Annotated in this window: 24 protein-coding genes and 1 pseudogene; 11 read left to right on the top strand and 14 right to left on the bottom strand. The window is 59.6% G+C overall.

The genetic code is table 11. The features are described 5' to 3' along the window. Positions 1-225: 225 nt before the first annotated feature. From alaS to mltB, 5 genes are all read right to left on the bottom strand, one after another. Complete coding sequence (alaS, locus tag BN3796_RS05765) at positions 226-2,853, bottom strand: alanine--tRNA ligase (protein WP_061707420.1); 2,628 nt, start codon at positions 2,851-2,853, stop codon at positions 226-228. A 130-nt stretch (positions 2,854-2,983) separates the two neighbouring features. Next, positions 2,984-3,484 carry a recombination regulator RecX gene (gene recX / locus BN3796_RS05760; RefSeq protein WP_061707419.1) on the bottom strand — a complete coding sequence of 167 codons (501 nt, stop codon included), beginning with the start codon at positions 3,482-3,484 and terminating at the stop codon, positions 2,984-2,986. 68 nt (positions 3,485-3,552) lie between these two features. After that, positions 3,553-4,611 carry a recombinase RecA gene (recA, locus tag BN3796_RS05755; RefSeq protein WP_061707418.1) on the bottom strand — a complete coding sequence of 353 codons (1,059 nt, stop codon included), beginning with the start codon at positions 4,609-4,611 and terminating at the stop codon, positions 3,553-3,555. A gap of 89 nt (positions 4,612-4,700) precedes the next feature. Continuing rightward, a complete protein-coding gene (gene pncC, locus BN3796_RS05750) occupies positions 4,701-5,198 on the bottom strand; it encodes a nicotinamide-nucleotide amidase (protein ID WP_061707558.1) in 498 nt (165 codons plus the stop codon). Between the two features lie 149 nt (positions 5,199-5,347). Next, entirely contained in the window at positions 5,348-6,448 is a 1,101-nt protein-coding gene (gene mltB, locus BN3796_RS05745) for a lytic murein transglycosylase B (protein WP_061707417.1), read from the bottom strand. Between the two features lie 272 nt (positions 6,449-6,720). On the opposite strand from mltB, the gene srlA reads away from it, so the two are divergent. The 7 genes from srlA (at position 6,721) to gutQ (ending at position 11,715) form a co-directional block, all read left to right on the top strand. Continuing rightward, complete coding sequence (srlA, locus tag BN3796_RS05740; RefSeq protein WP_061707416.1) at positions 6,721-7,284, top strand: PTS glucitol/sorbitol transporter subunit IIC; 564 nt, start codon at positions 6,721-6,723, stop codon at positions 7,282-7,284. After that, positions 7,281-8,252, top strand: coding sequence for a PTS glucitol/sorbitol transporter subunit IIB (gene srlE, locus BN3796_RS05735; RefSeq protein ID WP_061707415.1), 972 nt, complete (start codon positions 7,281-7,283; stop codon positions 8,250-8,252). The genes srlA and srlE overlap by 4 nt, the downstream gene beginning before the upstream one ends. Positions 8,253-8,264: 12 nt before the next feature. Beyond that, entirely contained in the window at positions 8,265-8,627 is a 363-nt protein-coding gene (gene srlB / locus BN3796_RS05730; protein WP_061707414.1) for a PTS glucitol/sorbitol transporter subunit IIA, read from the top strand. 13 nt (positions 8,628-8,640) lie between these two features. Further along, the gene (gene srlD / locus BN3796_RS05725; RefSeq protein ID WP_061707413.1) at positions 8,641-9,420 is read left to right on the top strand and encodes a sorbitol-6-phosphate dehydrogenase; all 780 of its coding nucleotides are present in this window, start codon (positions 8,641-8,643) and stop codon (positions 9,418-9,420) included. Between the two features lie 141 nt (positions 9,421-9,561). Beyond that, on the top strand, positions 9,562-9,921 hold the full coding sequence (gene gutM / locus BN3796_RS05720; RefSeq protein ID WP_061707412.1) for a transcriptional regulator GutM: 360 nt from the start codon (positions 9,562-9,564) through the stop codon (positions 9,919-9,921). 62 nt (positions 9,922-9,983) lie between these two features. Further along, positions 9,984-10,757, top strand: coding sequence for a glucitol operon DNA-binding transcriptional repressor SrlR (gene srlR, locus BN3796_RS05715; protein WP_061707411.1), 774 nt, complete (start codon positions 9,984-9,986; stop codon positions 10,755-10,757). Further along, positions 10,750-11,715, top strand: coding sequence for an arabinose-5-phosphate isomerase GutQ (gene gutQ / locus BN3796_RS05710; RefSeq protein WP_061707410.1), 966 nt, complete (start codon positions 10,750-10,752; stop codon positions 11,713-11,715). The genes srlR and gutQ overlap by 8 nt, the downstream gene beginning before the upstream one ends. On the opposite strand, the gene norR is transcribed toward gutQ, so the two are convergent. Beyond that, positions 11,712-13,226 carry a nitric oxide reductase transcriptional regulator NorR gene (gene norR / locus BN3796_RS05705; RefSeq protein ID WP_061707409.1) on the bottom strand — a complete coding sequence of 505 codons (1,515 nt, stop codon included), beginning with the start codon at positions 13,224-13,226 and terminating at the stop codon, positions 11,712-11,714. The genes gutQ and norR overlap by 4 nt on opposite strands. 186 nt (positions 13,227-13,412) lie before the next feature. Here norR and norV point away from each other — a divergent pair, with 186 nt between their 5' ends. Both norV and norW read left to right on the top strand, forming a co-directional pair. Then, positions 13,413-14,861 (top strand): anaerobic nitric oxide reductase flavorubredoxin, encoded by a 1,449-nt coding sequence (gene norV / locus BN3796_RS05700; protein ID WP_061707408.1) that lies wholly within the window; start codon positions 13,413-13,415, stop codon positions 14,859-14,861. After that, entirely contained in the window at positions 14,858-15,991 is a 1,134-nt protein-coding gene (gene norW / locus BN3796_RS05695; RefSeq protein ID WP_061707407.1) for an NADH:flavorubredoxin reductase NorW, read from the top strand. The genes norV and norW overlap by 4 nt, the downstream gene beginning before the upstream one ends. Before the next feature lie 211 nt (positions 15,992-16,202). On the opposite strand, the gene BN3796_RS05690 is transcribed toward norW, so the two are convergent. The 4 genes and pseudogenes from BN3796_RS05690 to BN3796_RS05675 form a co-directional block, all read right to left on the bottom strand. Continuing rightward, positions 16,203-17,225 carry a HoxN/HupN/NixA family nickel/cobalt transporter gene (locus tag BN3796_RS05690; protein WP_061707406.1) on the bottom strand — a complete coding sequence of 341 codons (1,023 nt, stop codon included), beginning with the start codon at positions 17,223-17,225 and terminating at the stop codon, positions 16,203-16,205. Between the two features lies 1 nt (position 17,226). Further along, positions 17,227-19,499 (bottom strand): annotated as a pseudogene (hypF, locus tag BN3796_RS05685) (carbamoyltransferase HypF). A gap of 7 nt (positions 19,500-19,506) precedes the next feature. Next, positions 19,507-20,052, bottom strand: coding sequence for an electron transport protein HydN (gene hydN, locus BN3796_RS05680; protein ID WP_061707557.1), 546 nt, complete (start codon positions 20,050-20,052; stop codon positions 19,507-19,509). Positions 20,053-20,185: 133 nt separating this feature from the next. Further along, a complete protein-coding gene (locus BN3796_RS05675; RefSeq protein ID WP_262360312.1) occupies positions 20,186-21,241 on the bottom strand; it encodes a LacI family DNA-binding transcriptional regulator in 1,056 nt (351 codons plus the stop codon). A gap of 173 nt (positions 21,242-21,414) precedes the next feature. Between BN3796_RS05675 and ascF the strand changes: the two genes are divergently transcribed. Together ascF and BN3796_RS05665 are read left to right on the top strand one after the other, a co-directional pair. Further along, positions 21,415-22,860 (top strand): PTS cellobiose/arbutin/salicin transporter subunit IIBC, encoded by a 1,446-nt coding sequence (gene ascF / locus BN3796_RS05670; RefSeq protein ID WP_061707404.1) that lies wholly within the window; start codon positions 21,415-21,417, stop codon positions 22,858-22,860. A gap of 15 nt (positions 22,861-22,875) precedes the next feature. Beyond that, on the top strand, positions 22,876-24,300 hold the full coding sequence (locus BN3796_RS05665; RefSeq protein ID WP_061707403.1) for a 6-phospho-beta-glucosidase: 1,425 nt from the start codon (positions 22,876-22,878) through the stop codon (positions 24,298-24,300). Positions 24,301-24,445: 145 nt separating this feature from the next. On the opposite strand, the gene hycI is transcribed toward BN3796_RS05665, so the two are convergent. Genes hycI through BN3796_RS05645 form a run of 4 tightly spaced genes read right to left on the bottom strand, consistent with a single transcriptional unit; the run spans position 24,446 to position 26,640 of the window. Then, the gene (gene hycI / locus BN3796_RS05660) at positions 24,446-24,931 is read right to left on the bottom strand and encodes a hydrogenase maturation peptidase HycI (RefSeq protein ID WP_061707402.1); all 486 of its coding nucleotides are present in this window, start codon (positions 24,929-24,931) and stop codon (positions 24,446-24,448) included. Then, a complete protein-coding gene (locus tag BN3796_RS05655) occupies positions 24,924-25,334 on the bottom strand; it encodes a formate hydrogenlyase maturation HycH family protein (RefSeq protein WP_061707401.1) in 411 nt (136 codons plus the stop codon). The genes hycI and BN3796_RS05655 overlap by 8 nt, the downstream gene beginning before the upstream one ends. Next, on the bottom strand, positions 25,331-26,098 hold the full coding sequence (locus tag BN3796_RS05650) for an NADH-quinone oxidoreductase subunit B family protein (protein WP_061707400.1): 768 nt from the start codon (positions 26,096-26,098) through the stop codon (positions 25,331-25,333). The genes BN3796_RS05655 and BN3796_RS05650 overlap by 4 nt, the downstream gene beginning before the upstream one ends. Beyond that, positions 26,098-26,640: a formate hydrogenlyase complex iron-sulfur subunit gene (locus tag BN3796_RS05645; protein WP_061707399.1), complete on the bottom strand. Its 543-nt coding sequence runs from the start codon at positions 26,638-26,640 to the stop codon at positions 26,098-26,100. Before BN3796_RS05645 ends, BN3796_RS05650 begins: the two co-directional genes overlap by 1 nt. Positions 26,641-26,646 lie beyond the last annotated feature (6 nt).

Genomic DNA, 26,646 nt, shown 5'->3' with positions numbered 1-26,646 from the left:
GATTAAAAGAGTCGGGTCTCTTGTATCCCGGCATTATCCATCATATAACGCCAAAAAGTAAGCGATGACAAACACGTTAAGTGTAAGCAGTCACGGCATCACATTCAGTTAAACGTAAGTTTAGCCGATATACACAAACACAACCTGACTTTATCGTTATCAATAGCGTAGTGAACAGAACGCCATAACGGTGAGGTTATGGCGCCTGTTTACGCTTTGTCGTTATTACAGTTTCGCGCTTACCCAGCTCTCAACGCTGGCTAAAGCCGCAGGAAGCGCCGCCGCATCTGTACCACCGGCTTGCGCCATATCCGGACGACCGCCACCTTTGCCGCCGACTTGCGAAGCGACCATACCAATCAGCTCCCCTGCTTTTACGCGGTCGGTCACATCTTTCGATACCCCCGCAATCAGAGAAACCTTACCTTCTGCGACGGTCGCCAGAACGATTACTGCCGAACCTAACTGGTTCTTCAGATCGTCGACCATCGTGCGAAGCATCTTCGGTTCGACGCCTGCCAGTTCGCTCACCAGCAGTTTCACCCCGTTAATCTCCACCGCTTTGCTGGAGAGATTCGCACTCTCCTGCGCTGCCGCCTGCTCTTTCAGCTGCTGCAGCTCTTTTTCAAGCTGACGGGTACGCTCCAGGGTGCTGCGCACCTTGTCGCCCAGGTTCTGGCTGTCGCCTTTCAGCAGCTGGGCAATATCCTGCAGCTGATCGCTCTGCGCGTGCAGGCTGGCAATCGCCCCCTCCCCCGTCACCGCTTCAATACGACGTACGCCCGCCGCGGTGCCTGACTCAGAGACGATGCGGAACAGACCGATATCGCCGGTGCGAGAAGCGTGCGTACCACCGCACAGCTCGGTGGAGAAATCACCCATGCTCAGCACACGAACGCGATCGTCATATTTCTCGCCAAACAGCGCCATGGCACCTTTCGCCTTCGCCTCTTCAAGCTCCATGATATGGGTCTCGATCGGCAGGTTGCGACGAATCTGCGCGTTCACCAGATCTTCCACCGCGCGAATTTCAGCAGGCTTCATCGCTTCAAAGTGGGAGAAGTCAAAGCGCAGCGCTTTATCGTTAACCAGAGAGCCTTTCTGAGCCACATGCGTACCGAGAACGTCGCGCAGGGCGGCGTGCATCAGGTGCGTGGCGGAGTGGTTGAGACGAATACGCGCGCGGCGCGCTTCATCAACCTGTGCCTGAACGCCATCGCCCACTTTCAGCGAGCCGGAGGCCAGCTTACCACTGTGACCGATCGCCTGGCCATATTTCTGGGTGTCGTTAACGGTGAAGCTAAAGCCGTTGCCTTTCAGCTCGCCTTTATCGCCTACCTGACCGCCCGATTCGGCATAGAATGGCGTTTTATCCAGAACGACAACCGCATCCTGACCCGCGCCGATGCTCTCTACCGCCTTGCCGTCAACAAACAGCGCGGTAACACGGCCGTTCAGCTCCAGGCGATCGTAGCCCTCGAACTCGGAGGCGCTGTCAACGCGGATCATCGCGTTATAGTCCGCACCAAAACCGCTGGATTCGCGCGCGCGGCGGCGCTGTTCTTCCATCGCGGCTTCAAAGCCTTCTTCATCCACTTTAATGTTGCGCTCACGGCAAACGTCAGCCGTCAGGTCAACCGGGAAGCCATAGGTGTCATACAGACGGAAGGCGGTTTCACCATCCAGCGTGTCGCCGGAGAGTTTCGCCAGCTCTTCATCCAGCAGCGCCAGACCGCGCTCCAGCGTACGGGCGAACTGCTCTTCTTCCGTTTTCAGCACCAGCTCAACCTGAGCCTGCTGACGTTGCAGCTCTTCGCCAGCCGAACCCATTACCTCAATCAGCGGACCAACCAGCTTATAGAAGAAGGTCTCCTTCGCGCCGAGCATGTTGCCATGACGCACCGCACGACGAATAATGCGGCGCAGCACGTAGCCGCGGTTCTCGTTAGAGGGCATTACGCCATCTGCGATCAGGAAGGCGCAGGAACGGATGTGGTCGGCAATCACGCGCAGCGACTTGTTGCTCAGATCGGTCGCGCCGGTAACCTTCGCAACCGCCTTGATCAGCGTGCTGAACAGATCGATTTCGTAGTTGGAGTTCACATGCTGCAGAACGGCAGCGATACGCTCCAGCCCCATCCCGGTATCGACGGACGGTTTCGGCAGCGGCTCCATGGTCCCGTCAGCCTGACGGTTGAACTGCATAAAGACGATGTTCCAGATCTCAATGTAGCGATCGCCATCCTCTTCTGCGCTTCCCGGAGGGCCGCCCCAGATGTGGTCGCCGTGATCGTAGAAGATCTCGGTGCACGGACCGCAAGGGCCGGTATCGCCCATCTGCCAGAAGTTATCGGAGGCGTAAGGCGCGCCTTTGTTGTCACCGATACGAATAATACGCTCACGCGGGATGCCAACCTCTTTTTCCCAGATTTCGTAAGCTTCGTCGTCGGTTTCATAGACGGTAACCCACAGACGCTCTTTCGGCAGGTTAAACCAGTTTTCACCGGTCAGCAGTTCCCATGCGTACTGAATAGCGTCGTGTTTGAAGTAATCGCCGAAGCTAAAGTTGCCCAGCATTTCAAAGAAGGTGTGGTGACGCGCAGTGTAACCGACGTTTTCCAGATCGTTATGTTTACCGCCCGCACGCACGCAGCGCTGCGAGGTGGTCGCGCGGGAATAATTACGCTTGTCGAGCCCAAGGAATACATCCTTGAACTGGTTCATCCCGGCGTTGGTAAACAGCAGAGTCGGATCGTTATTTGGCACCAGGGAGCTGCTGGCAACAACCTGGTGGCCCTTACTATGGAAAAAATCGAGAAACGCCTGACGGATCTCAGCGGTGCTCTTGCTCATAATTATCCTGAAATCAAGCTAACGAAATGTCGTAGCCAGCCGACACCCGTTTCGGGTAAGCGGGGCCAGCTACTGAAAAAGTGGGAATAAGATAAGTTTTCCTGGAACGGAAGTAAAATCCCGCATGCGTTCAATCGGTAAAATTGCGCCAGATATCCTGAATATCCTCCATCAGAAAGCCGCGATAGAGTAAGAAACGCTGGATTTTGACTTTTTCCGAAAATTCCTTCGCCAGCGGTTCGCCATACTTACGAATGGCCTGCTCCCGCGCCAGCGCAGCCCAGTCGATATCGCATTCGCGCATCGCTTTTTCGATGCTCTCCCGGGCAATGCCTTTTTGATTCAGCTCCTGACGAATACGCGCCGGACCGTAGCCTTTACGGCTGCGCCCGGCGATAAAGCGCGCCACAAAACGGGAGTCGTCAAGGTAGTGCTGTTCATGACACCAGGCGATCACCCGGTCGATATCCTCTTCCGTTCCTTCCGGCGCCTGCGGGCCGTTTTTGGTCATGACCGGCGCGCTGAGCTTGCGCCGCAGCTCCTGTTCGCTATGGTCGCGCGCGGCAAGAATACGTACGGCCCGATCGAGCAGGCGGGCATAGGCCGGACGGCGCGATGTGGATTCATTCATAACTCACCTCCTGAACGCCAAAAGCAAAAGGGCCGCATTAAGCGACCCTTGTCTGATAAAGCGTGTTATCAGAAATCTTCGTTGGTTTCTTCCGCACCTTCGCTATCAACCGCGAAGTCCGGTTTAGAGTCCTGGTTGTTGAGAAGGAGTTCACGCACCTTCTTCTCAATCTCTTTCGCCGCAGCCGGGTTCTCTTTCAGCCAGGCAATCGCGTTCGCTTTACCCTGACCAATCTTGTCACCGTTGTAGCTGTACCAGGCGCCCGCTTTTTCGATCAGCTTCTCTTTCACGCCCAGATCAACCAGTTCGCCGTAGAAGTTGATACCTTCACCGTAGAGGATCTGGAACTCAGCCTGTTTAAACGGCGCCGCGATTTTGTTCTTCACCACCTTCACGCGGGTTTCGCTACCTATCACGTTATCACCCTCTTTCACCGCGCCGATACGGCGGATATCCAGACGGACGGAAGCGTAGAATTTCAGGGCGTTACCGCCGGTGGTGGTTTCCGGGTTACCGAACATCACACCGATTTTCATACGGATCTGGTTGATAAAGATCAGCAGAGTGTTGGACTGCTTCAGGTTACCCGCCAGCTTACGCATCGCCTGGCTCATCATACGAGCCGCAAGGCCCATGTGAGAGTCGCCGATTTCGCCTTCGATTTCCGCTTTCGGCGTCAGCGCCGCAACGGAGTCGACAACGAGCACGTCTACCGCACCGGAGCGCGCCAAGGCGTCACAAATTTCCAGCGCCTGCTCACCGGTATCTGGCTGAGAGCAGAGCAGGTTGTCGATATCAACACCCAGCTTGCGCGCATAGACCGGGTCCAGCGCGTGTTCGGCGTCGATAAACGCACAGGTTTTACCTTCGCGCTGCGCGGCGGCAATAACCTGCAGCGTCAGGGTGGTTTTACCGGAGGATTCCGGACCGTAGATTTCTACGATACGCCCCATCGGCAGACCGCCCGCGCCCAGTGCGATATCCAGAGAAAGCGAGCCGGTGGAGATCGTTTCAACATCCATGGTACGGTCTTCACCCAGGCGCATAATGGAACCTTTACCGAATTGCTTTTCGATCTGGCCCAGTGCTGCCGCCAACGCTTTCTGTTTGTTTTCGTCGATAGCCATTTTTACTCCTGACGTGCCTGGAGAAGCAACTGCGCCTCACCATGGATTTCTGTTCTGTTGGTGCAATTATACTGTATAGTCATACAGTATCAAGCCTTTTGTAGAAAATGTTGCCAGAGCGTTTTTAACGCATATTCCGTTGCCTGACGGCGCACGCTTTCGCGGTCTCCGCTGAAGCATTCCCGGCGGGTTATCCCCTCTCCCCGGGCGGTGGCGAAGCCAAACCAGACGGTGCCGACGGGCTTAAGATCGCTGCCGCCTTCCGGCCCGGCAATGCCGCTGATCGCGATCGCATAGTCGGCGCGGGCCGCACGCAGCGCGCCAATCGCCATCTCCACCACCACCGGTTCGCTGACGGCGCCGTGCTGCTCCAGCGTCGGTTCACGCACGCCAATCATCTGCGCCTTCGCTTCGTTACTGTAGGTCACAAAACCGCGCTCAAACCAGGCGGAGCTGCCGGGAATATCGGTTATCACTTTTGCCACCCAGCCGCCGGTGCAGGATTCCGCCGTAGTAAGGGTCGCTCCGCGCTGTTTTAACGCCAGCCCCACCACCTCGCTCAACTGCATTAATTCATGGTCAGTTATCATCGCTTTGGCTCCTGAAAAGATGCAGGACAAGATAGCACTTTCTCAGGGGATATGGGGACGAGGTGGCGATTTTACGAGGAGGCTTCAGAAAAAAAGCAGAGCGCCGGGCGGCGAAACCTGTCGCCCGGCGTGAAGTGGAAAGAGAGTTACTGGCTAAACGGCGAGGCTGCCGGCACGCGCGCCAGCGCCACCGCCTGCCCCAGCTGCCATACCGCCATCGCGTAATGGGTGCTGTGGTTGTAGCGGGTGATGGTGTAGAAGTTCGGCAGGCCGTACCAGTATTGATATCCCGTCCCGATATCCAGCCGCAGCAGGCTCGCCTGCTGGTGATCGCCCAGCGACTGCATGGGCGTTAAGCCCGCCGCCGCCAGCTGCGAGACGCTGTAATTGGTTTTGAAGCCGTTCTCCAGCCCGGGCGCCTGGCCGTTAGCCTGTACCGCCACCGGATCGCCTTTCACCCAGCCGTGAGCCTGGAAGTAATTCGCCACGCTGCCGATGGCATCGACCGGATCCCACAGGTTGATGTGGCCGTCGCCGTTGAAGTCCACGGCATATTCTTTATAAGAGGATGGCATGAACTGACCGTAGCCCATCGCCCCGGCAAAGGAGCCTTTCAGATCGAGCGGATCGTCCTGCTCATTGCGCGCCATCAGCAGAAAGGTTTCCAGCTCGGATGAGAAGTATTTGGCGCGGCGCGGGTAGTTAAAGGAGAGGGTCGCCAGCGCGTCGAGAATGCGGGTTTTCCCCATCACGCGGCCCCAGCGGGTCTCCACGCCGATAATGCCGACGATAATTTCCGGCGGCACGCCGTACACCTGCCACGCGCGGTTGAGCGCATCTTCGTACTGATTCCAGAACACCACCCCGTTTTGCACGTTATCAGGCGTAATGAACTGCTTGCGATAGCGCAGCCATGCGCCGTTTGGCCCCGCAGGGGGCTGCGTCGTCGGCGCCTGGCGATCCATCAGACGCAGCACGTAATCCAGCCGTTTCGCCTGAGAGAGGATCTCCTGCAGCTGCTGTTTGTCGAAGCCATGCTTGCTCACCATCATGTCGACGAACTGTTCCGCCGCCGGGTTATTGGCGAAGTCGCCCCCCATCAGCATCACATTGTGCTGCGGCTCCAGCAGAAGGCCGCCAGAGGGGGCGCCTGCGACTTGGGGAGCGGTATCGGTTTTCGGTTTGCTGCTACAGGCGGAGAGCAGGATCAGCGCAGGTAATAGAGCTGCATAACGACGCTTGAACATGGGACATCCATTTAACAATTCGGGAAGAGGCAATTATGGTAAAGCATCCGCAATGCCTCAAGGAAGCGGCACACGCGATTCGTCAAAAAATCTTTCGGCCACCCTACTTTTTTAGCCTCTGCCGGAGGGGTTAAAAGGTTCACCTCGCCACTTTTCTTTCATAATGATCATTTTTTCTTTCATTGTGAGATCCAGTTAACGCTTTAAAACCTTTCAAAGTGATTATTATTAGTCACGGTTAGATCATAAAGAGACCCGAGGAGAAGAGAAGAATGATAGAGACCATCACCCATGGCGCCGAGTGGTTCATCGGGCTGTTTCAGAAAGGCGGAGAAGTCTTTACCGGCATGGTGACCGGTATCCTGCCGCTGCTGATTAGCCTGCTGGTGATCATGAACGCGCTGATTAACTTTATCGGCCAGCAGCGGATCGAACGTTTCGCCCAGCGCTGCGCCGGGAATCCCGTATCCCGTTACCTGCTGCTGCCCTGCATCGGCACCTTTGTATTCTGTAATCCCATGACCTTAAGCCTGGGCCGCTTCATGCCGGAGAAGTATAAGCCGAGCTACTACGCCGCCGCCTCTTACAGCTGCCACTCCATGAACGGGCTGTTCCCGCATATCAACCCGGGGGAGCTGTTTGTTTACCTCGGCATCGCCAGCGGCCTCACCACGCTTGGCCTGCCGCTGGGGCCGCTGGCCGTCAGCTATCTGCTGGTCGGTCTGGTCACCAATTTCTTCCGCGGCTGGGTTACCGACCTCACCACCGCCATTTTCGAGAAGAAGATGGGTATCCAGCTTGAACAGAAAGTTCACCTTTCAGGAGCCGCAGCATGAACCGTATCCGTATTGAAAAAGGCACCGGCGGCTGGGGCGGCCCGCTGGAGCTCGACGTTATCGACGGCAAAAAGATCGTCTATATCACCGCAGGCACCCGCCCGGCGATTGTCGACAGGCTGCGCGTGTTAACCGGCTGGGAGGCGGTGGATGGCTTTAAAGAGGGCGAACCTCCAGAAGAGGAGATTGGCGTGGCGGTGATCGACTGCGGCGGCACTCTGCGCTGCGGCATCTACCCCAAGCGGCGCATTCCGACGATCAATATCCACGCGACCGGCAAATCGGGCCCGCTGGCGCAGTATATCGTGGAGGATATCTACGTTTCCGGCGTGAAAGAGGAGAATATCCGCCTCGCGGAGGGTAACGCGGCGCCAGCACCATCGGCACAAAAGGCTCCCTCGCGTGATTACGACACCAGCAAAAAGATCACCGAACAGAGCGACGGACTGCTGGCGAAGGTCGGTATGGGGATGGGCTCCGCCGTCGCCGTGCTGTTCCAGTCCGGGCGCGACACCATCGACACGGTGCTGAAAACCATTCTGCCGTTTATGGCCTTCGTCTCGGCGCTCATCGGCATCATTATGGCCTCCGGGCTTGGCGACTGGATCGCGCATGGCCTGGCGCCGCTGGCCAGCCATCCGCTGGGACTGGTGACGCTGGCGCTGATCTGCTCCTTCCCGCTGCTCTCCCCCTTTCTCGGCCCCGGCGCGGTCATCGCGCAGGTGATTGGCGTCCTGATTGGCGTGCAGATTGGCCTTGGCAATATTCCTCCCCATCTCGCCCTCCCCGCCCTGTTCGCTATCAACGCTCAGGCGGCGTGCGACTTTATCCCCGTGGGGCTTTCTCTTGCCGAGGCGCGGCAGGAGACGGTGCGCGTCGGCGTGCCCTCCGTGCTGGTGAGCCGCTTCCTGACCGGCGCGCCGACGGTGCTGATCGCCTGGTTTGTCTCCGGCTTTATCTATCAATAAGAGGTTTTTGCTATGACCGTGATTTACCAGACCACTATCACCCGCATCGGCGAGAGCGCCGCCGAGGCCCTTAGCGATTCTATGCTGATTACCTTCCGCGAAGGGGCGCCGGCGGATATCGAAGCGTTCTGTTTCATCCACTGCCACGGGGAGCTGAACGGCTCGCTGCGCCCGGGCAGCCAGCTGACGCTGGGGGAAGCCAGCTATCCCGTCACCGCCGTTGGCGATGTCGCGGAACAAAACCTGCGCGAACTGGGGCATATCACCCTGCGTTTTGACGGTCAGCAGGCGGCGGAATATCCCGGCACCGTGCATGTCGCCGGCCCCGTGCCGCAGGCGATTCATACCGGCTGCGTTTTAAAATTTGTCGCTTAATAAGGAGAAAAATATGAATCAGGTTGCCGTTGTCATTGGTGGGGGACAAACCTTAGGGGAGTTTCTCTGCCGTGGGCTGGCCGCAGAAGGCTACCGCGTGGCGGTTGTCGATATCCAGAGTGAAAAGGCGGCGAAAGTCGCCGCAGAGATTAATCAGGAGCATGGCGAAGGGACGGCCTACGGCTTTGGCGCCGACGCCACCAGCGAGCAGAGCGTTATCGCCCTCTCCCGCGGCGTGGATGAGATCTTCGGGCGCACCGACCTGCTGGTCTACAGCGCCGGGATCGCCAAAGCGGCTTTTATCAGCGATTTTGAGCTGGGCGATTTCGACCGCTCTTTGCAGGTGAACCTGGTGGGCTATTTCCTCTGCGCCCGGGAGTTCTCCCGCCTGATGATCCGCGACAATGTCCGGGGTCGTATCATTCAGATCAACTCCAAATCGGGCAAGGTGGGCAGCAAGCACAACTCCGGCTACAGCGCGGCGAAGTTCGGCGGCGTGGGGCTGACCCAGTCGCTGGCGCTGGATCTGGCGGAATATGGCATCACCGTCCACTCGCTGATGCTCGGCAACCTGCTGAAGTCACCGATGTTCCAGTCCCTGCTGCCGCAGTACGCCACCAAGCTTGGCATTAAGCCGGAAGAGGTGGAGCAGTATTACATCGATAAAGTGCCGCTGAAGCGCGGCTGCGACTATCAGGACGTGCTGAACATGCTGCTGTTTTACGCCAGCCCGAAAGCCTCGTATTGCACCGGACAGTCGATTAATGTGACCGGCGGGCAGGTGATGTTCTGAGGTTGTTACTGCCCGGTGGCGCTGCGCTTACCGGGCCTACATTTTCGGGCAGCGCCAGACGGGCCGGATAAGGCGCAGCCGCCATCCGGCATTTACATCCCGGCATGCCGCGTGCCCCGGCACAAACTCAAGGAGCAAAATATGGTTTCCGCACTTATCACCGTCGCCGTTATCGCCTGGTGCGCCCAACTGGCGCTGGGCGGCTGGCAGATCTCCCGCTTTAACCGCGCCTTTGATCAGCTCTGCCTGCAGGGGCGGGTCGGTGTGGGGCGTTCCGGCGGACGTTTTAAGCCCCGCGTGGTGGTCGCCGTCGCGCTTGATGAAGATCAGCGGGTTACCGATACGCTCTTTATGAAAGGGCTTACGGTATTCGCCAGCCCCCAAAAAATTCCCGCCATGCAGGGTAAACATCTTCTGGAATTACAGCCTGATGTGATCTTCCCCCATGATCCGCTCTGTCAGAATGCACTATCATTAGCGCTTAAACTGAAACATGGATAATTTCGTTGTGAACGTTATAAGCTTGCGAAATTATCATTTCGCAACTAAGGAAGTTAACGCCTATGAAACCACGTCAGCGACAGGCGGCCATTCTCGAATATCTGCAAAAGCAGGGAAAATGCGCGGTTGAAGAACTGGCCCTGCACTTTAAGACCACCGGCACCACGATACGTAAGGATCTGGTGCTGCTGGAAAACGCCGGCGCGGTAATACGCACCTATGGCGGCGTGATGCTCAATAAAGATGAGGCCGATCCGCCTATCGATCATAAAACGCTGATCAACACCCATCAGAAGGCGAAAATCGCCGAGGCGGCGGTGAAATTGATCCACGACGGCGACTCCATCATTCTGGATGCGGGCAGTACGGTGTTGCAGATGGTGCCGCTCTTAAGCCGCTTTAATAACATCACGGTGATGACCAACAGCCTGCATATCGTCAACGCCCTCTCCGAGTTTGATAACGAGCAGACCATCCTGATGCCAGGCGGTACTTTTCGCAAAAAGTCAGCCTCGTTCCACGGCCAGCTTGCTGAAAACGCCTTCGACCATTTCAGCTTCGACAAACTCTTTATGGGCACCGACGGCATCGACCTCAACGCGGGGGTGACCACCTTTAACGAGGTGTTCAGCGTCAGTAAAGCGATGTGCAACGCCGCGCGGGAGGTGATTCTGATGGCTGACTCCTCGAAGTTTGGCCGCAAAAGCCCTAACATTGTCTGCACGCTTGAAAGCGTCGATAAACTCATCACCGACGCCGGTATCGACCCGGCGTTCAGAAAGGCGCTGGAAGCGAAAGGGATCGACGTGATTGTCACCGGAGAGAGAAATGAGTGATTTTCTGTTAAACGCCGGGCGTCAGGCTCTGATGCTCGAAATGCAGGAGGCAAGCCGCCTGCCCGACCGCCTTGGCGATGATTTCGTGCGCGCGGCGAACGTGGTTATCCAGTGCGAAGGTAAAGTGATTGTCTCCGGCATCGGCAAATCGGGCCATATCGGCAGGAAGATTGCCGCCACCCTCGCCAGCACCGGCACCCCCGCCTTCTTTGTCCATCCGGCGGAGGCGCTGCATGGCGATCTGGGGATGATTGAGAGCCGCGACGTGCTGCTCTTTATCTCCTACTCCGGCTCGGCGAAAGAGCTGGATCTGATTATTCCCCGCCTGCAGGAGAAGTCGGTGGCGCTGCTGGCGATGACCGGCAAACCCCGCTCCCCGCTGGGGCTGGCGGCAAAAGCGGTGCTGGATATTTCCGTGGAGCGCGAAGCCTGCCCGATGCATCTGGCTCCGACCTCCAGCACGGTCAACACCCTGATGATGGGCGACGCGCTGGCGATGGCGGTAATGCAGGCGCGCGGCTTTAACGAAGAGGATTTTGCCCGTTCCCATCCGGCGGGGGCGCTCGGCGCACGCCTGCTCAACAAGGTTCATCACCTGATGCGCACCGACGATGCCGTTCCGCAGGTCATCCTGGATACCAGCGTCATGGATGCGATGCTGGAGCTCAGCCGCACGGGGCTTGGGCTGGTGGCGGTGTGCGACACTAACAGCCTTGTTCAGGGCGTCTTTACCGACGGCGACCTGCGCCGCTGGCTGGTGGGCGGCGGCACGCTGGAGTCGCCGGTTTCACAAGCGATGACTAAAGGCGGGCTGACGCTTAATGCCGACAGCCGCGCCGTCGAAGCTAAAGAGGTGTTGATGAAGCGCAAAATCACCGCCGCCCCGGTGGTGGATGGCGACGGTAAGCTGTGCGGTGCCATCAACCTGCAGGATTTCTATCAGGCGGGCATTATCTAGCCCTTCAACCCGAGACGCTTCGCCAGCCGGTGCAGGTTGGCGACGTCCATCTCCAGCGCCCGCGCGCAGGCCGCCCAGCTATGGTTGTTCTGTTCCAGCGTGCGGGCAATGGTCTCCCGCTGAAATGTCTCCGTCGCCTCACGCAGGTTCAGACGGGGGGCGAGCGGTTTTTCCGGAGCCGTCACCGGCATGCTCTCATCGTGCCGGGTGAAATGGCTGGCGTGCAGCACCACCTCGTCATCGGATCGCGTCGCCCGCGCCAGTACCACCGCGCGGTGAATGGCGTGTTCCAGTTCGCGCACGTTACCCGGCCAGCTGTAGCTCAGCAGATAGCGGCGCGCGTCAGGGCTTAACACCACCCGGGAAAGCCCCATCCGCAGGCGGCACTGCTCGCAGAAATAGCCTGCCAGCAGCACTACATCCTCGCCGCGCTCGCGCAGCGGCGGCACCTGGAGCGGAAAGACGCTCAGGCGGTGAAAGAGATCGGCGCGAAAGTTTCCGGCCAGCACCTCCTCGCGCAGATCGCGGTTGGTGGCCGCCAGAACCCGCACATCCACCCGCAGGCTGCGATCGTCGCCGACGCGCTGAATATCCCCATACTGCAGCACGCGCAGCAGCTTGGCCTGCAGCGCCAGCGAGAGTTCGCCAATCTCATCCAGAAACAGCGTGCCGTTATCGGCCATCTCAAACTTGCCGCTGCGGTTGCTGATGGCGCCGGTAAAAGCGCCTTTGACGTGGCCGAACAGCTCGCTCTCCGCCACGCTCTCCGGCAGCGCGGCGCAGTTAAGGTAGACCAGCGGATTGACGGCGCGCGGCGACGCCTCGTGGATCGCCTTCGCCACCAGCTCCTTCCCGGTTCCCGTTTCGCCGCTAATCAGTACGTTAAGATCGGAGGCCGCGACAATCTCAATCTCTTTTTTAAGCTGCACCATGCCCGGCGAAAGGCCGATCATCCCGGTATGGCGCACCTGCTCAAACGGTGCCGGGCTGCCCGGCAGGATGTTCTGGCGCTCCAGCTGCTCAATCAGCAAAGCATTGTTGAGCGCACCCGCCGCCAGCGCGGCGATTAGCCGTAGCTCTTCATCGCTGAAGTTATCGAACCGATCCGGCGACATGCCGTCGAGGGTCAGCGCGCCAATAAGGCGCTGTCCGGCAAAAAGCGGCAGGCCGATGCAGGCGTGCACCTTCAGGCTCTCCTGACCGGGGATCAGCCCGTCGTAGGGATCGGGCAGATCGCTGTCGGCGGGAAAACGCACCACATCCCCCGCACGGGCGATGGTCTCCAGGCGCGGGTGCCCCTCCAGGGTAAACCGCCGCCCGAGGACATCCTGCGCCAGCCCGTCGATAGCCAGGGGAATAAACTGCCGCCCCTCGTAGCGCAGCAGCGCCGAGGCATCGCACGCCAGCACGTGACGCAGAGTAGAGATGAGCCGCTGAAAGCGGTCCTGATGGCCGATACCGGTCTGTAGCTCAATGGCGATCTTCGCCAGCACATCTACGGAAAAGCTCATTGGCACCTCGTTGTCATTTTGACTATTTGTATTGTCATAATGACTATTCTACGTACTGTCATTTTGACAATCAAGGCAAGGTGAAAATCAATAAAAATCATTTAAAAACAGCACATTAAAAAATTGGCACGCTAATTGATATAGCTAAACCATCGTATTTAAACGTGGTATTTAATTGAGGTTGCTATGTCTATTCTGGTTAAAAATAACATTCATTGGGTTGGCCAACGTGACTGGGAAGTCCGTGATTTCCACGGCACCGAATATAAAACGCTGCGCGGCAGCAGCTACAACAGCTATCTCATCCGTGAAGAAAAAAATGTGCTGATCGACACCGTCGATCATAAGTTCAGCCGTGAGTTCGTGCAGAACCTGCGCAACGAGATCGATCTGGCGGATATCGACTATATCATCATCAACCATGCCGAAGAGGATCACGCTGGCGCGCTGACCGAGCTGATGACCCAGATCCCGGACACGCCGATCTACTGCACCGCCAACGCTATCGACTCGATTACCGGCCACCACCACCATCCGGAATGGAACTTTAACGTGGTGAAAACCGGCGACACGCTGGATATCGGCAACGGCAAGCAGCTGATTTTCGTTGAAACCCCGATGCTGCACTGGCCGGACAGTATGATGACCTACATGACCGGCGACGCGGTGCTGTTCAGTAACGACGCCTTCGGCCAGCACTACTGCGACGAACGTCTCTTTAACGATGAAGTGGATCAGACCGAGCTGTTCGAGCAATGCCAGCGCTACTACGCCAACATTCTGACGCCGTTCAGCCGTCTGGTGACGCCGAAAATTAATGAAATTCTCGGCTTTAACCTGCCGGTGGATATGATCGCCACTTCCCACGGCGTGGTCTGGCGCGACAACCCGACGCAGATTGTCGAGCTCTACCTGAAGTGGGCGGCGGACTATCAGGAAGACCGGATCACCATCTTCTATGACACCATGTCCAACAATACCCGCATGATGGCGGATGCGATTGCCCAGGGCATCAACGAAGTTGACCCGAACGTGGCGGTGAAAATCTTTAACGTCGCCCGCAGTGATAAAAACGAGATCCTGACCAACGTCTTCCGCTCCAAAGGGGTGCTTGTCGGCACCTCCACCATGAATAATGTGATGATGCCGAAAATCGCCGGCCTGGTGGAAGAGATGACCGGCCTGCGTTTTCGCAACAAACGCGCCAGCGCCTTCGGCTCCCACGGCTGGAGCGGCGGCGCGGTGGATCGCCTCTCTACCCGCCTGCAGGACGCCGGCTTTGAGATGTCCCTGAGCCTGAAGGCGAAATGGCGTCCGGATCTGGACGCGCTGGAACTCTGCCGTCAGCACGGACGTGACATTGCACGTCAGTGGGCGCTCGCACCGCTGCCGGAAACCGCCCCCGTCGCGACGGTTGCGCAGGAAACCGTAGCAGAAGCCGCCCCTGCCACTGCCGACCTCGGCCCTTGCATGCAGTGCAGCGTCTGCCAGTGGATTTACGACCCTGAACTGGGCGAGCCGTTGCAGGATGTCGCGCCGGGTACGCCGTGGAGCGAGGTCCCGGACAACTTCCTCTGCCCGGAATGTTCCCTCGGGAAAGATGTCTTTGATGAACTGGCGACGGAGGCAAAATGAGCCACGGTATCGTCATCATCGGCTCGGGCTTTGCCGCCCGCCAGCTGGTGAAAAATATCCGCAAACAGGATGCTAACGTGCCGTTGACGGTGATTGCCGCCGACAGCATGGATGAGTACAACAAGCCTGATTTAAGCCATGTCATTAGCCAGAATCAGCGCGCCGACGATCTCACCCGCCAGACGGCGGGGGAGTTTGCCGAACAGTTTAACCTGCGTCTGTTTCCGTACACTTGGGTCACAGATATCGACGCCGACGCCCACGTGGTGAAAGCGAAAGATAAAACCTGGCACTACGACAAGCTGGTGCTGGCGACGGGGGCATCTGCCTTTGTACCGCCGGTTGAGGGCCGCGAGCTGATGGTCACGCTCAATAGCCAGCAGGAGTATCGGGCCAGCGAAACGCTGCTGCGTGACGCGCAACGCGTAATGATTGTCGGCGGCGGGCTGATTGGCACCGAACTGGCGATGGATTTCTGTCGGGCGGGCAAATCCGTCACTCTGGTTGACCACGCGGCCAGCATTCTGTCAGCGCTGATGCCGGCGGAAGTAAGCAGTCGCTTACAGCATCGTCTGACCGACATGGGCGTGCATCTGTTGCTGAAATCGCAGTTGCAGAGCCTGAGCAGAACCGAAAACGGCATTCGTGCGACGCTCGACCGCAACCGCAGTGTCGACGTGGATGTGGCGATCGCGGCGACAGGTTTGCGCCCGGAAACCGCGCTGGCGCACCGCGCAGGCGCCGAAATAAACCGCGGCGTGAAGGTAGACAGCTACCTGCAAACCACGCAGCCGGACATTTATGCCCTGGGGGATTGCGCGGAAATTAACGGCCAGATGCTGCCGTTCCTGCAACCAATTCAGTTAAGCGCCATGTTCCTTGCGAAAAACCTGCTTGGCGGCAGCGCCCCGGTGAAATTACCCGCCATGCTGGTGAAAGTAAAAACGCCAGAACTGCCGCTACATCTCGCAGGCGAAACGCAGCGTCAGGATCTGAACTGGGAGATTGCCCTTTCGCCTCAGGGGATGGTGGCGCGCGGTACCGATACTGACGGCCAGATGCGCGCCTTTGTGGTCAGCGAAGACAGAATGAAGGAGGCCTTCGCGCTGCTGAAATCGTTACCTGCTTAACCCTCGTAATGCCGGGTGGCGCTTCGCTTACCCGGCCTACAGTACTTAACCCTCGTAATGCCGGGTGACGCTTCGCTTACCCGGCCTACAGTACTTAACCCTCGTAATGTCGGGCGGCGCTCCGCTTACCCGGCTTACTAAACACCATAACGGCAAACCTTGTAGGCCCGCGCAAGCGTAGCGCCGCCGGGCAAAAACAGGGCTGAGTGGTTCAGGATCGCACCACCAGCGCGTCGTAGCCCCGCCAGCGGTAGTTGACCATGGAGATAAGCCAGCAAGCGGCAAACAGCCCCACCACCACAAACCCCGCATCGCCGAGATTATCGTTCACCGCCGCCACCGCGTCCCAGAGGCCGCCGTGCAGGTCGAACTTATCCATCAGCAGGCCCAGCGCTTCCAGACCGCCGATAAAGAGCGCCACCACCACGGAGGTGCCGGTGATCGTCATGTTGTAATAGAGCTTGCGCTGCGGCTTATTAAAGGCCCAGCCGTAAGCGCCGACCATCAGCAGATTATCGAGCGTATCCACCAGCGCCATGCCGCTGGCGAACAGCGCCGGAAAGACCATAATCGACCAGACCGACATCCCGCTGGAGGCGCTGGCGGCGGAGATGCCAAGTACGCCAATCTCAGTGGCGGTATCAAAGCCAAGGCCAAACAAAAATCCGACCAGGTACATCTGCCAGCTCTTATTCACCAGACGGAAGGTGGCGCCAAAGAGTTTGCTCATCAGCCCCCCGGCAGAGGGCAGCTCGACATCCAGGCGGGTGGCGCGCCCCTGCTTAAGCGCACGGAAGCTGCGCCAGACGCCGCGCAGGATCACCATATTGACCAGCGCCATCGCCAGCAGGAAGGTGGCGGAGACGGCGGTGCCAATCAGCCCGCCAGTCTCATGGAACCAGGCCATATTTTTCTGAAACGCGGTGGCGGTGGCGGCAATGGCGATGGAGGCCAGCACCACAATGGTGGAGTGGCCGAGGGAGAACCACGCCCCCACCCCAGCCGGACGTTTGCCCTGCTGCATCATCTTACGCGTCACGGTATCAATGGCGGCGATATGGTCCGCATCCACCGCGTGACGCAGGCCATAGCACCAGGCCAGCAGGCTGGCCGCCATCAGCGCCGTACTGCCGCTGAATGCCCGCCATGCCCAGCCCCAGGCCAGCAGATTAGCGGCGACCAGCGCCACTATCAGCAGCGCCGCACGAGGTTGATTGCGTAAAAGTCGTAACATATTAAATCCTTTGTGAAGATAAACGGGCGGCGGCGACCACCGCCTGCCCGAAAGAGATCGCTCCGTCGCCTGCAGGCAGGCGAGAGGGAAAAAGAAGCGTAAAATCGGAGAGCGCAGCCCGCAGGCGCGCGCGCAGCAGGCGGTTATGCAGCACCCCGCCGCTAAAGCAGAGGGTCGAAAGGTTGAGCCGGCGGGCGTGATGGCGCATCAGCGCCGCCAGCCCCTTCGCCAGGGCGTCATGAAAAGCCCACGCCCGCTCCTGCGGCGCTGCCTGCCAGTCGAGCCAGCCGCGCCAGAAGGCCGCCATGTCCGGCACGCCTTCAACCAGAGGCAGCGTGACGGGGTGTTCCACCCCTGCGCAGCGCGCGGCCAGCGCCTCCAGCAGGCAGGCGGCCTCCCCTTCGTAGCTCTGCACCTGCGGCGCAATGCCCAGCGCGCAGGCCACCGCATCGAAAAGCCGTCCGCAGGAGGAGGCGCGCGGCGCGTTAATCCCGCGACCGATGGCCGCCGCCAGCAGCGGCCAGTTTTGCTGTTGCACCTGATGCGTTTCCGGGCGGGAGAGCCAGTCGGGAACAAAGGCCAGGCAGTGGGCCAGCAGGTTGCGCCACGGCTGCACCGCCGCCAGATCGCCGCCGGGAAGCGCCACCGCGGGCAGCCCGCCCAGGTGCTCGCATTCGCGATAGTTCACCCGCAGGCACTCGCCGCCCCACAGCGCCCCTGCTTCGCCCATGCCGATACCGTCCAGCGTAAGGGCGATAAGGTCACCGCCCTCCAGCGGCCAGCCGTTTTCAGCCATGCAGGCGGCAGCGTGGGCATGATGGTGCAGGACCGTCTCTTTGGGCAGCCCCAGCGCGTCGGCCCACTGCGCCGACCGGTAGCCCGGATGGGCGTCGCACACCACCCGCTGCGCCCGGAAGTTGTAGATCTGCTGCATCATCGCCAGCGCCTCGCGCCACTGCCGCTCCACGCCGTCGTCGCTGAGATCGCCGAAGTGCTGGCTCACCACCGCTCCGTCGCCACGCACCAGACAGAAGGTATTTTTCATCTCCGCCCCCAGGCAGAGCATTGGCTCCACGTCGTGGAAGCCCGCCGGAAGCGGAAGCGAGTCCGGTACATAGCCGCGTGCCCGGCGCAGCATCGCCCCCTCTTCGTCCACCACCGAGTCGTCCATCCGCTGAAGGATGTCGCGGTCGTGCAGCAAAAAACCGTCGGCAATCTCCCGTAGATCCTCCCGCGCCTGGTTGTTATCAAGCGCGGGAGGCCTGCCGCTGAGGTTGCCGGAGGTCATCACCAGCGGACGCCCGCAGTCCTGGCTCAGGAGATGCTGAAGCGGGCTGGCAGGCAGCATAACGCCCGCCGCATTAAGTCCCGGCGCGATCCCTTCCGCCAGCGGCGGCAGGTGGCGTTTGGCCACCAGCACGATGGGCGCCGCCGCCGAGCTTAGCCGCTCGCGGGCCGCCTGCGGGCCGCCGCCGAGCTTAGCCGCTCGCGGGCCGCCTGCGGCAGGCCGCTATCGTCCGGGAGCATTACCGCCAGCGGTTTCGCGGGGCGCTGCTTGCGGGCGCGCAGGCGCGCCACCGTCTGCGGGTTTTGCGCGTCGCAGGCCAGATGAAAGCCGCCCAGCCCTTTTACCGCGACGATACCGCCCTCTTTCAGCACGCTTACCGCCGCCGCCAGCGCCTGCTCCCGGGTGGCATGATTTTCCGGCGTATACCATGAAAGCTGCGGCCCGCAAGCCGGACAGGCCACCGGCTGGGCGTGGAAGCGGCGATCCGCCGGGTTGCGGTACTCCGCCTCGCAGGGGGCGCAGAGGGGAAAACCGGCCATCGAGGTGGCCGGACGATCGTAGGGCATGGCGCGAATAATGGTAAAACGCGGGCCGCAGTGGGTGCAGTTGATAAAGGGGTAACGGTAACGGCGCTCCTGCGGATCGCGCATCTCCGCCAGGCAGGCGGGACAGGTGGCGGCATCCGGCACAATCTGCGTCGCCATCGTTCCGCCCGCGCTTTGGCGAATGGTGAAGTCAGCCGGTGGCTGCGCCCATTCAAAAGGGTGCGTCTGTACCTCGTCGATTCTCGCCAGCGGCGGGCAGTGGCGCAACAGCGCGTCGGTGAACGCCTGCGCCTCCCCCGTCAGGCGCACCAGCACCCCCGCGCCGTCGTTACAGACGTCGCCGCGCAGCTGGAGCTGGTGAGCCAGCTGCCAGACGAAGGGGCGAAAACCGACCCCCTGCACTTTGCCCCGTACCCGGATTTGTACGCCACCGTTACCCATTATCGCCTCAGGAGAGCAGGGAGGCGGAGGTGTCGAACGCGGCGCGGCGGCGCTTTTCAGCGCTCATCTGCTCCAGCCTGTCGCGATCGATGCAGACCAGCGCGTGGGTGGGGCACGCCTCGATGCAGGCCGGACCTGCGGCGCGGTGATGACAGAGATCGCATTTGTTCGCTTCGGCTTTATCGGCGCGCACGCTCAGACCCGCGCCGCTGTTGCGCACCACTGGCCTTACCACCACCTCCATGGCGCCATACGGACAGGCGACCACGCAGGTTTTACAGCCAATGCAGCGCTCCTGCATAACGTGAACAAAGCCTTTGTCACGGCTGATGGCGCCGTTCGGGCAGACGCGGGCGCAGGGGGCATCTTCACACTGGCGACAGATCGCGGCGGTGGAGATATCCACCCCTTTGATCACGTGAATGCGCGGCAGGAAGGTATCGGGGGTAAGAGAGGCGCAATCCTGCTGCGCCTGGTGCGATACCACACAAGCGACTTCGCAGGTACGGCAGCCAATACATTTACTGGCATCCGCCATAATAAAACGGTTCATCTGCTTCTCCAGCATAATCAGGTGCGCCGAAGCATTCACAAACCGTGCCAGTTTTACATCTTACTGTTTTATATTGATTTTATAAGGCTATCGCCTCTGTCATCGTCAGAAGTGACGATGACAGGTGTCGACGTCAGGCGTAAGGGCCAGGGACGACCGAGCCGCGCAGAATAAGCTCACCGGGGAAGCTTTGCCGGAAGGTAAAATCGCCGCCGTCGAGCATAAAAATGAGGCGGCTGATGGTCTCCTGGATCATCTCCGTCACCGGAATGCGCACGCTGGAGAGCGAGGGAACAATAAACGGGGCGATGGCGACATCGTCAAAGCCGATCACCGACACCGCCTGCGGCGCGGCGATGTTGCTCTCGTGAAGTTGTTTGATCGCCCCTATCGCCATATCGTCATTACTGGCGACCAGCGCGCTGAAGGTGACCTGCCGCGTCAGTAACGTCGAGACTGCCGCCGCGCCGCTGGCGGGCGTCCAGCGCCCTTCCACCACGAACTCATCGCGCAGGGGAATATTATGTTGCGCGAGGGCGGCCCGATAGCCGGAAAGCCGCTCGCCGCCGGTGGGCGAATCGAGCGAACCGGTGATAAAGGCGATCTCCCGGTGGCCCATCTCAATCAAACGGCTGACGGCCGCCTGGCTTGACGCCTTATGATCGGACCAGACGCTGTGGCTGGCGTTGCGGCGCAGGCGGCGGTTAAGCACCACGATCGGCTGCTCGTGCCGGTCGATAATCTCATCCATCTCCTCCACGCTTAAAAAACGGGGATAGATGATGATCGCGTCGCAGCGCATATCCAGCAGATACTGGATCGCTTCCCGCTCCTCTTCTGCGCTGTGTTTGCCGTCCGCGAGAATCAGCTGACGCCCCTTCTCTTCGGTCATGCGCGCGGCGTTAAACAGCAGCTCGCTAAAATAGACGCCGTGATAGAGGGTGTTAGTCACCACCAGCCCGAGGGTCTGGGTACGTTTTGTCGCCAGATTGCGCGCCAGCAGATTGGGGCGGTAGCCGCTCTCCGCGATGGCCTGAAATACGCGATCTTTGGTCTCCTGGCTCACGTAGCCATTGCCCGAAAGCACCCGGGAAACCGTCGCCTTCGAAACCCCTGCCCGCTTCGCCACTTCCAGCATCGTGGTCATTTTTTTATTCCTCCAGAACCGCTCTGGCGCAGTGTACTGCACCCTCGCAGAAATGTCGCAGCGTCCCGTTCACGCTTTTCCTCACGCCTGGTGATCTGCATCACGAATCGAAAAAATGTACAAAAAGCACTCTTGTTTAGCGCAAGGAAACTCATCATGCTTTTGTGAAACCGGTTTCCTATCCGTCCCCTACAACAAAAACAGGAACAGATCCGATGGCCAAAAACTACGCAGCGCTGGCAAAAGAGGTCATAAGCGCGCTCGGCGGTAAAGAGAATATTGTCGCCGTTACCCACTGCATGACGCGCCTGCGCTTCGTGGTGCAGGATGACAGCCTGATCGATAGCGCCACGCTCAAGCGCCTTAATGGCGTACTCGGCGTGGTGCGCAGCGAAAACCAGTGCCAGGTGATTATCGGCAACACCGTTTCCCAGGCTTACCGCGAAGTGGTGAGCCTGCTTCCTGCCGGGCTGCAGCCCGCTGCCCCCCAAGGGCCGCAAAAGCTGACGTTTAAACGCATCGGCAGCGGGATCCTTGACGCGCTGATCGGCACCATGTCGCCGCTGATCCCGGCGATCATCGGCGGATCGATGGTTAAACTGCTGGCGATGATCCTGGAGATGACCGGCGTGCTGGAGAAAGGCGCGCCCACGCTGACTATTCTGACGGTGATCGGCGACGGCGCGTTCTTCTTCCTGCCGCTGATGGTGGCCGCCTCCGCCGCCGTAAAATTCAAAACCAACATGTCGCTGGCGATTGCCATCGCCGGGGTGCTGGTCCATCCGGGCTTTATCGAGCTGATGGCGAAAGCGGCGCAGGGGGAGCAGGTGACGTTCGCCATGATCCCGGTGACGGCAGTGAAATATACCTACACGGTGATCCCGGCACTGGTAATGACCTGGTGCCTCTCCTATATCGAGCGCTGGGTGGATCGCATTACCCCAGCGGTGACCAAAAACTTCCTTAAACCGATGCTGATCGTGCTGATTGCCGCCCCGCTCGCCATCCTGCTGATTGGCCCGCTGGGGATCTGGATCGGTAGCGCCATCTCCACGCTGGTCTATACCATTCACGGCTATCTCGGCTGGCTGTCGGTGGCCATTATGGGGGCGCTGTGGCCGCTGCTGGTAATGACCGGGATGCACCGCGTCTTTACGCCGACTATCATCCAGACCATCGCCGAAACCGGCAAAGAGGGGATGGTAATGCCCTCCGAGATTGGCGCGAACCTGTCGCTGGGCGGCTCGTCGCTGGCGGTGGCGTGGAAAACCAAAAACCCGGAGCTGCGCCAGACCGCGCTGGCGGCGGCCGCCTCCGCCATTTTGGCGGGCATCTCCGAACCGGCGCTGTACGGGGTGGCGGTGCGCCTGAAGCGTCCGCTCGTCGCCAGCCTGATCAGCGGCTTTATCTGCGGCGCGGTGGCCGGGATCGCGGGGCTTGCCAGCCACTCGATGGCGGCACCGGGTCTGTTTACCAGCGTACAGTTCTTTGATCCCGCCAACCCCATCTCCATCGTCTGGGTATTCGGCGTGATGGGGCTGGCGGTGGTGCTCTCTTTTGTGCTGACGCTGATTTTAGGCTTTGAAGATATTCCGGTTGAGGACGAAGCGGAAAAAGCGCGCGCCCTGCAAAATGCCCCCTACAGCGCGGCGCGGACATAACCAGACGAGGTAATAATGGCAGTTTTTCCACAAGGATTTTTATGGGGCGGCGCGCTTGCCGCCAACCAGAGTGAAGGCGCTTATCGCGAAGGCGGAAAAGGGTTAACCACGGTGGATATGATCCCCCATGGGGCGAACCGTCTGGCGGTTAAGCTCGGCAAGGAGAAGCGCTTTGCGCTGCGCGACGACGAGTTCTACCCCAGCCATGAGGCGATCGATTTTTATCATCGCTATAAAGAGGATATCGCGCTGATGGCGGAGATGGGCTTTACGGTGTTTCGCACCTCTATCGCCTGGAGCCGCCTCTATCCCAACGGCGACGAGCCGCTGCCGAACCCGGAAGGGATCGCTTTCTATCGCGCGCTGTTTGAGGAGTGCAAAAAGTACAATATCGAGCCGCTGGTGACGCTCTGCCACTTTGACGTGCCGATGCATCTGGTAAGGGAATATGGCTCATGGCGCAACCGCAAGATGGTCGATTTCTTTGCCCGCTACGCCCGCACCTGCTTTGAAGAGTTCAACGGGCTGGTGAAGTACTGGCTCACCTTTAACGAGATTAACATCATGCTGCACAGCCCTTTCTCCGGGGCGGGGCTGGTGTTTGAAGAGGGTGAGAACGAAGATCAGGTGAAATACCAGGCCGCCCATCACGAACTGGTGGCGAGCGCGCTGGCGACCAGAATCGCCCACGAGGTGAACCCGGCAAATCAGGTGGGCTGTATGCTGGCGGGGGGTAATTTTTACCCCTGGTCCTGCAAGCCGGAAGATGTCTGGATGGCGCTGGAGAAAGACCGCGAAAACCTCTTCTTTATCGACGTGCAGGCGCGCGGCAGTTATCCGGCATACTCTGCCCGCCTGTTCCGTGAAAAAGGGGTAGTGATTATTAAAGATCCCGGTGACGACGAGCTGCTGAAAAACACCGTCGATTTTGTCTCTTTTAGCTATTACGCCTCGCGCTGCGCCTCGGCGGATATGAACGCGGGTAATACCAGCGCGGCGAACATCGTTAAATCGCTGCGTAATCCGCACATCCAGGTGAGCGAATGGGGCTGGGGCATCGACCCGCTGGGCCTGCGCATCACCATGAATATGATGTATGACCGTTACCAGAAGCCGCTCTTTCTGGTGGAAAACGGCCTGGGCGCGAAGGATGAGCCTGACGCTAACGGCGAGATTAACGACGACTACCGCATCAGCTATCTGCGCGAACATATCCGCGCCATGGGTGATGCCATCGAGGACGGCGTGCCGCTGATGGGCTACACCACCTGGGGCTGTATCGATCTGGTCTCCGCCTCGACCGGGGAGATGAGCAAACGCTACGGGTTTGTCTATGTGGATCGCGACGACGCGGGCAACGGTACGCTGGAGAGAAAGCGCAAGAAATCGTTCTGGTGGTACAAGAAGGTGATTGCGAGTAACGGGGCGGATCTCGGGTAGCCTGTTTTGCCGGGTGGCGGCTTCGCCTTACCCGGCCCACAGAACGTTCCCCTCACCCTAACCCTCTCCCCGGAGGTGAGAGGGGAATGTTCAGTGCAGTTTCCACCCTCTTTTCAGGTGGATAAGGGACTGTCCGGTGAGGTCTTCACCCTCTCCCCTCCGGGGAGAGGGCCGGGGTGAGGGGCTGAAAACCGCCATCCCCAACCCATCCAGCCAGCCGGGACCAGATCTCCTCCACCGCCGCTTTCACCGGCGGAGTCATCGGATAATAAAAGCCCACAATATCCGGCTGAATGCCTAAAAAGAGCACCTCCCCCACGTCGTCCTTGATCTGATCGACAAGGTAGTTGAGCGGCATATTGTGGGTGGTCATCATAAACATCTCGGCGATATCGTCCGGGTCTATCAGGCGGATCTCACCGGGGTTTAGCCCCATATCGGTCGCATCAACAATTAACAACCTCTCCGGACGCAGCTCGCGGATGGCGACCACGTCGTTTTCCGGTGCGCTGCCGCCGTCGATAACAACCCAGTCACCCTGCGGGCTGGCGGCGCACATCTCCGCCAGCAGCGGGCCGGCGCCGTCATCACCCATCATGCTATTGCCGACACACAGTAAAACGTCAGTCACGTAATCTCCTCACCATCAGGTAGATGGCACTCTCCTGGTGGATATCGTGCAGCATGCTGAGCAACGTTTTGCTCCACGCCTGCTGCTCGGGGGTTTGCCTGCAAAGCGCCGCGTCGAACGCATTGGCGAGCAGCGATACATGGTTAGCATCGATAACGATCTCGCCATACTTCGGTACGCCCTCCATTTTTCGCCGTGCCGCACTGCCCTCTTCCAGCGTGGCAATCCACGCCAGATACGCCTCCCACGGGCAGGTCAGCGCCGCTTCGAGGCAGTCGATGACCCCGAGGTGGTGGCCAATCGCCAGGCTGTAATAGACAACCTGCTGCGCCTCAGCGGGCGTGGCATCGTTCTCATCAATAAATTTACGGCTCAGTTGACTGAACACCACCTGCTCACTCATCGAAAACGTGCCTCTTCTACAACGTGGTTAAGCTGCGTGACGATCTCCGTCAGGCGCGGATCGCTTTCGCTCTCCAGCCACTGCTGCACATGCGCCGCGCCCTGGTTCAGATGCTGCATATAGTCGTCGGCGATCTGGCGGCCATAGCGGTAGCCCGCCAGCCTGCGCGCCGCGCGATCCACCTTCACGCGCAGCGGCTGCACCATATCGGGATGGAGGATCTCCGCTGGCTGGTTATCCAGCTCGCCCGGCGCGCGGGCGTGGATCTTCTGCTCCAGCAGGCCGAGCGCCATGGCAAAGCCGTAGAGCGTGGCGGCAGGCGTCGGCGGGCAGCCGGGAATATAGACATCGACCGGCACAATCTTGTCGGTGCCGCCCCAGACGCAGTAGAGATCGTGGAAGATACCGCCGCTGTTGCCGCAGGCGCCGTAGGAGATGCAGATTTTCGGGTCGGGCGCCGACTGCCACGCGCGCAGCGCCGGGGAGCGCATGGCGCGGGTGACCGCTCCGGTAAACAGCAGAATATCCGCATGGCGCGGCGACGGTACCACCTTGATGCCGAAACGTTCGGCGTCAAAGAGCGGAGAGAGGGTCGCGAAGATTTCGATTTCGCAGCCGTTACAGCCGCCGCAGTCCACGCGGTAGACGTAGGCCGAGCGTTTGATTTTTTTAAGCAGCGACTCTTTCATTCTGGCGATGGACTCCTCCACCGTCAGCGGCACCGGAATGCCATTTTCATCGCGTGGGCCGAGTAGTTGGGTCATCAGCTCGCCTCTCTCATATGACGGGTTAAATCGATGCGCTCAGAGGGCAACAGACACTTCTGGCGCTTACAGTCCGGGCAGGTTTCAAAGCTCTCCCGGTGCAGCTCCGCGCGCCGGTCGCCGTTGTGTTTCAGCAGGGCAATAGCGTAATCAATCTCTTTTTGCACCGCGAAAGGCCGGTTGCAGACGCGGCAGTTGCACAGCGCAAAGCGGGACTGTTGCAGGAAATCCTCTTTTTTCCAGACCGCCAGCTCGTACTCCTGAGAAAGCTTTATCGCCGCCGTCGGGCAGACCTCTTCGCAGCGACCGCAGAAGATGCAGCGTCCGAGATTGAACTGCCAGGCGAGCGCGCCGGTCGCCAGATCGGTCTCCACCGTCAGGGCGTTCGACGGGCAGGCGTTGACGCAGGCCGCGCAGCCGATGCACTGCTGCGGGTTGTGCTCCGGCTTGCCGCGGAAATTCTTATCTACCGGCATCGGCTCCAGCGGATAGCTGCTGGTCTGGGTGCCGGTTTTGATCACTTTTTTAATAAAGGTAAACATGCTTGC

The sequence above is a fragment of the Pseudenterobacter timonensis genome (assembly GCF_900021175.1).
In the GTDB taxonomy this organism is placed as follows: domain Bacteria; phylum Pseudomonadota; class Gammaproteobacteria; order Enterobacterales; family Enterobacteriaceae; genus Enterobacter; species Enterobacter timonensis.
The sequence above is the reverse complement of the archived record's forward strand: the minus strand, read 5'-3'. Positions and strand labels throughout refer to the sequence as shown.

Coding starts and splice junctions, on each gene's coding strand:
- recA (WP_061707418.1), bottom strand. CDS start 4,611: ATGGCTATCGACGAAAACAAACAGAAAGCGTTGGCGGCAGCACTGGGC.
- srlD (WP_061707413.1), top strand. CDS start 8,641: ATGAATCAGGTTGCCGTTGTCATTGGTGGGGGACAAACCTTAGGGGAG.
- BN3796_RS05655 (WP_061707401.1), bottom strand. CDS start 25,334: ATGAGTGAGCAGGTGGTGTTCAGTCAACTGAGCCGTAAATTTATTGAT.
- norR (WP_061707409.1), bottom strand. CDS start 13,226: ATGAGCTTTTCCGTAGATGTGCTGGCGAAGATCGCCATTGAGCTACAG.
- gutQ (WP_061707410.1), top strand. CDS start 10,750: ATGAGTGATTTTCTGTTAAACGCCGGGCGTCAGGCTCTGATGCTCGAA.
- srlA (WP_061707416.1), top strand. CDS start 6,721: ATGATAGAGACCATCACCCATGGCGCCGAGTGGTTCATCGGGCTGTTT.
- srlR (WP_061707411.1), top strand. CDS start 9,984: ATGAAACCACGTCAGCGACAGGCGGCCATTCTCGAATATCTGCAAAAG.
- norW (WP_061707407.1), top strand. CDS start 14,858: ATGAGCCACGGTATCGTCATCATCGGCTCGGGCTTTGCCGCCCGCCAG.
- ascF (WP_061707404.1), top strand. CDS start 21,415: ATGGCCAAAAACTACGCAGCGCTGGCAAAAGAGGTCATAAGCGCGCTC.
- BN3796_RS05665 (WP_061707403.1), top strand. CDS start 22,876: ATGGCAGTTTTTCCACAAGGATTTTTATGGGGCGGCGCGCTTGCCGCC.
- alaS (WP_061707420.1), bottom strand. CDS start 2,853: ATGAGCAAGAGCACCGCTGAGATCCGTCAGGCGTTTCTCGATTTTTTC.
- BN3796_RS05650 (WP_061707400.1), bottom strand. CDS start 26,098: ATGACCCAACTACTCGGCCCACGCGATGAAAATGGCATTCCGGTGCCG.
- gutM (WP_061707412.1), top strand. CDS start 9,562: ATGGTTTCCGCACTTATCACCGTCGCCGTTATCGCCTGGTGCGCCCAA.
- srlB (WP_061707414.1), top strand. CDS start 8,265: ATGACCGTGATTTACCAGACCACTATCACCCGCATCGGCGAGAGCGCC.
- BN3796_RS05690 (WP_061707406.1), bottom strand. CDS start 17,225: ATGTTACGACTTTTACGCAATCAACCTCGTGCGGCGCTGCTGATAGTG.
- BN3796_RS05645 (WP_061707399.1), bottom strand. CDS start 26,640: ATGTTTACCTTTATTAAAAAAGTGATCAAAACCGGCACCCAGACCAGC.
- recX (WP_061707419.1), bottom strand. CDS start 3,484: ATGAATGAATCCACATCGCGCCGTCCGGCCTATGCCCGCCTGCTCGAT.
- hydN (WP_061707557.1), bottom strand. CDS start 20,052: ATGAACCGTTTTATTATGGCGGATGCCAGTAAATGTATTGGCTGCCGT.
- srlE (WP_061707415.1), top strand. CDS start 7,281: ATGAACCGTATCCGTATTGAAAAAGGCACCGGCGGCTGGGGCGGCCCG.
- mltB (WP_061707417.1), bottom strand. CDS start 6,448: ATGTTCAAGCGTCGTTATGCAGCTCTATTACCTGCGCTGATCCTGCTC.
- norV (WP_061707408.1), top strand. CDS start 13,413: ATGTCTATTCTGGTTAAAAATAACATTCATTGGGTTGGCCAACGTGAC.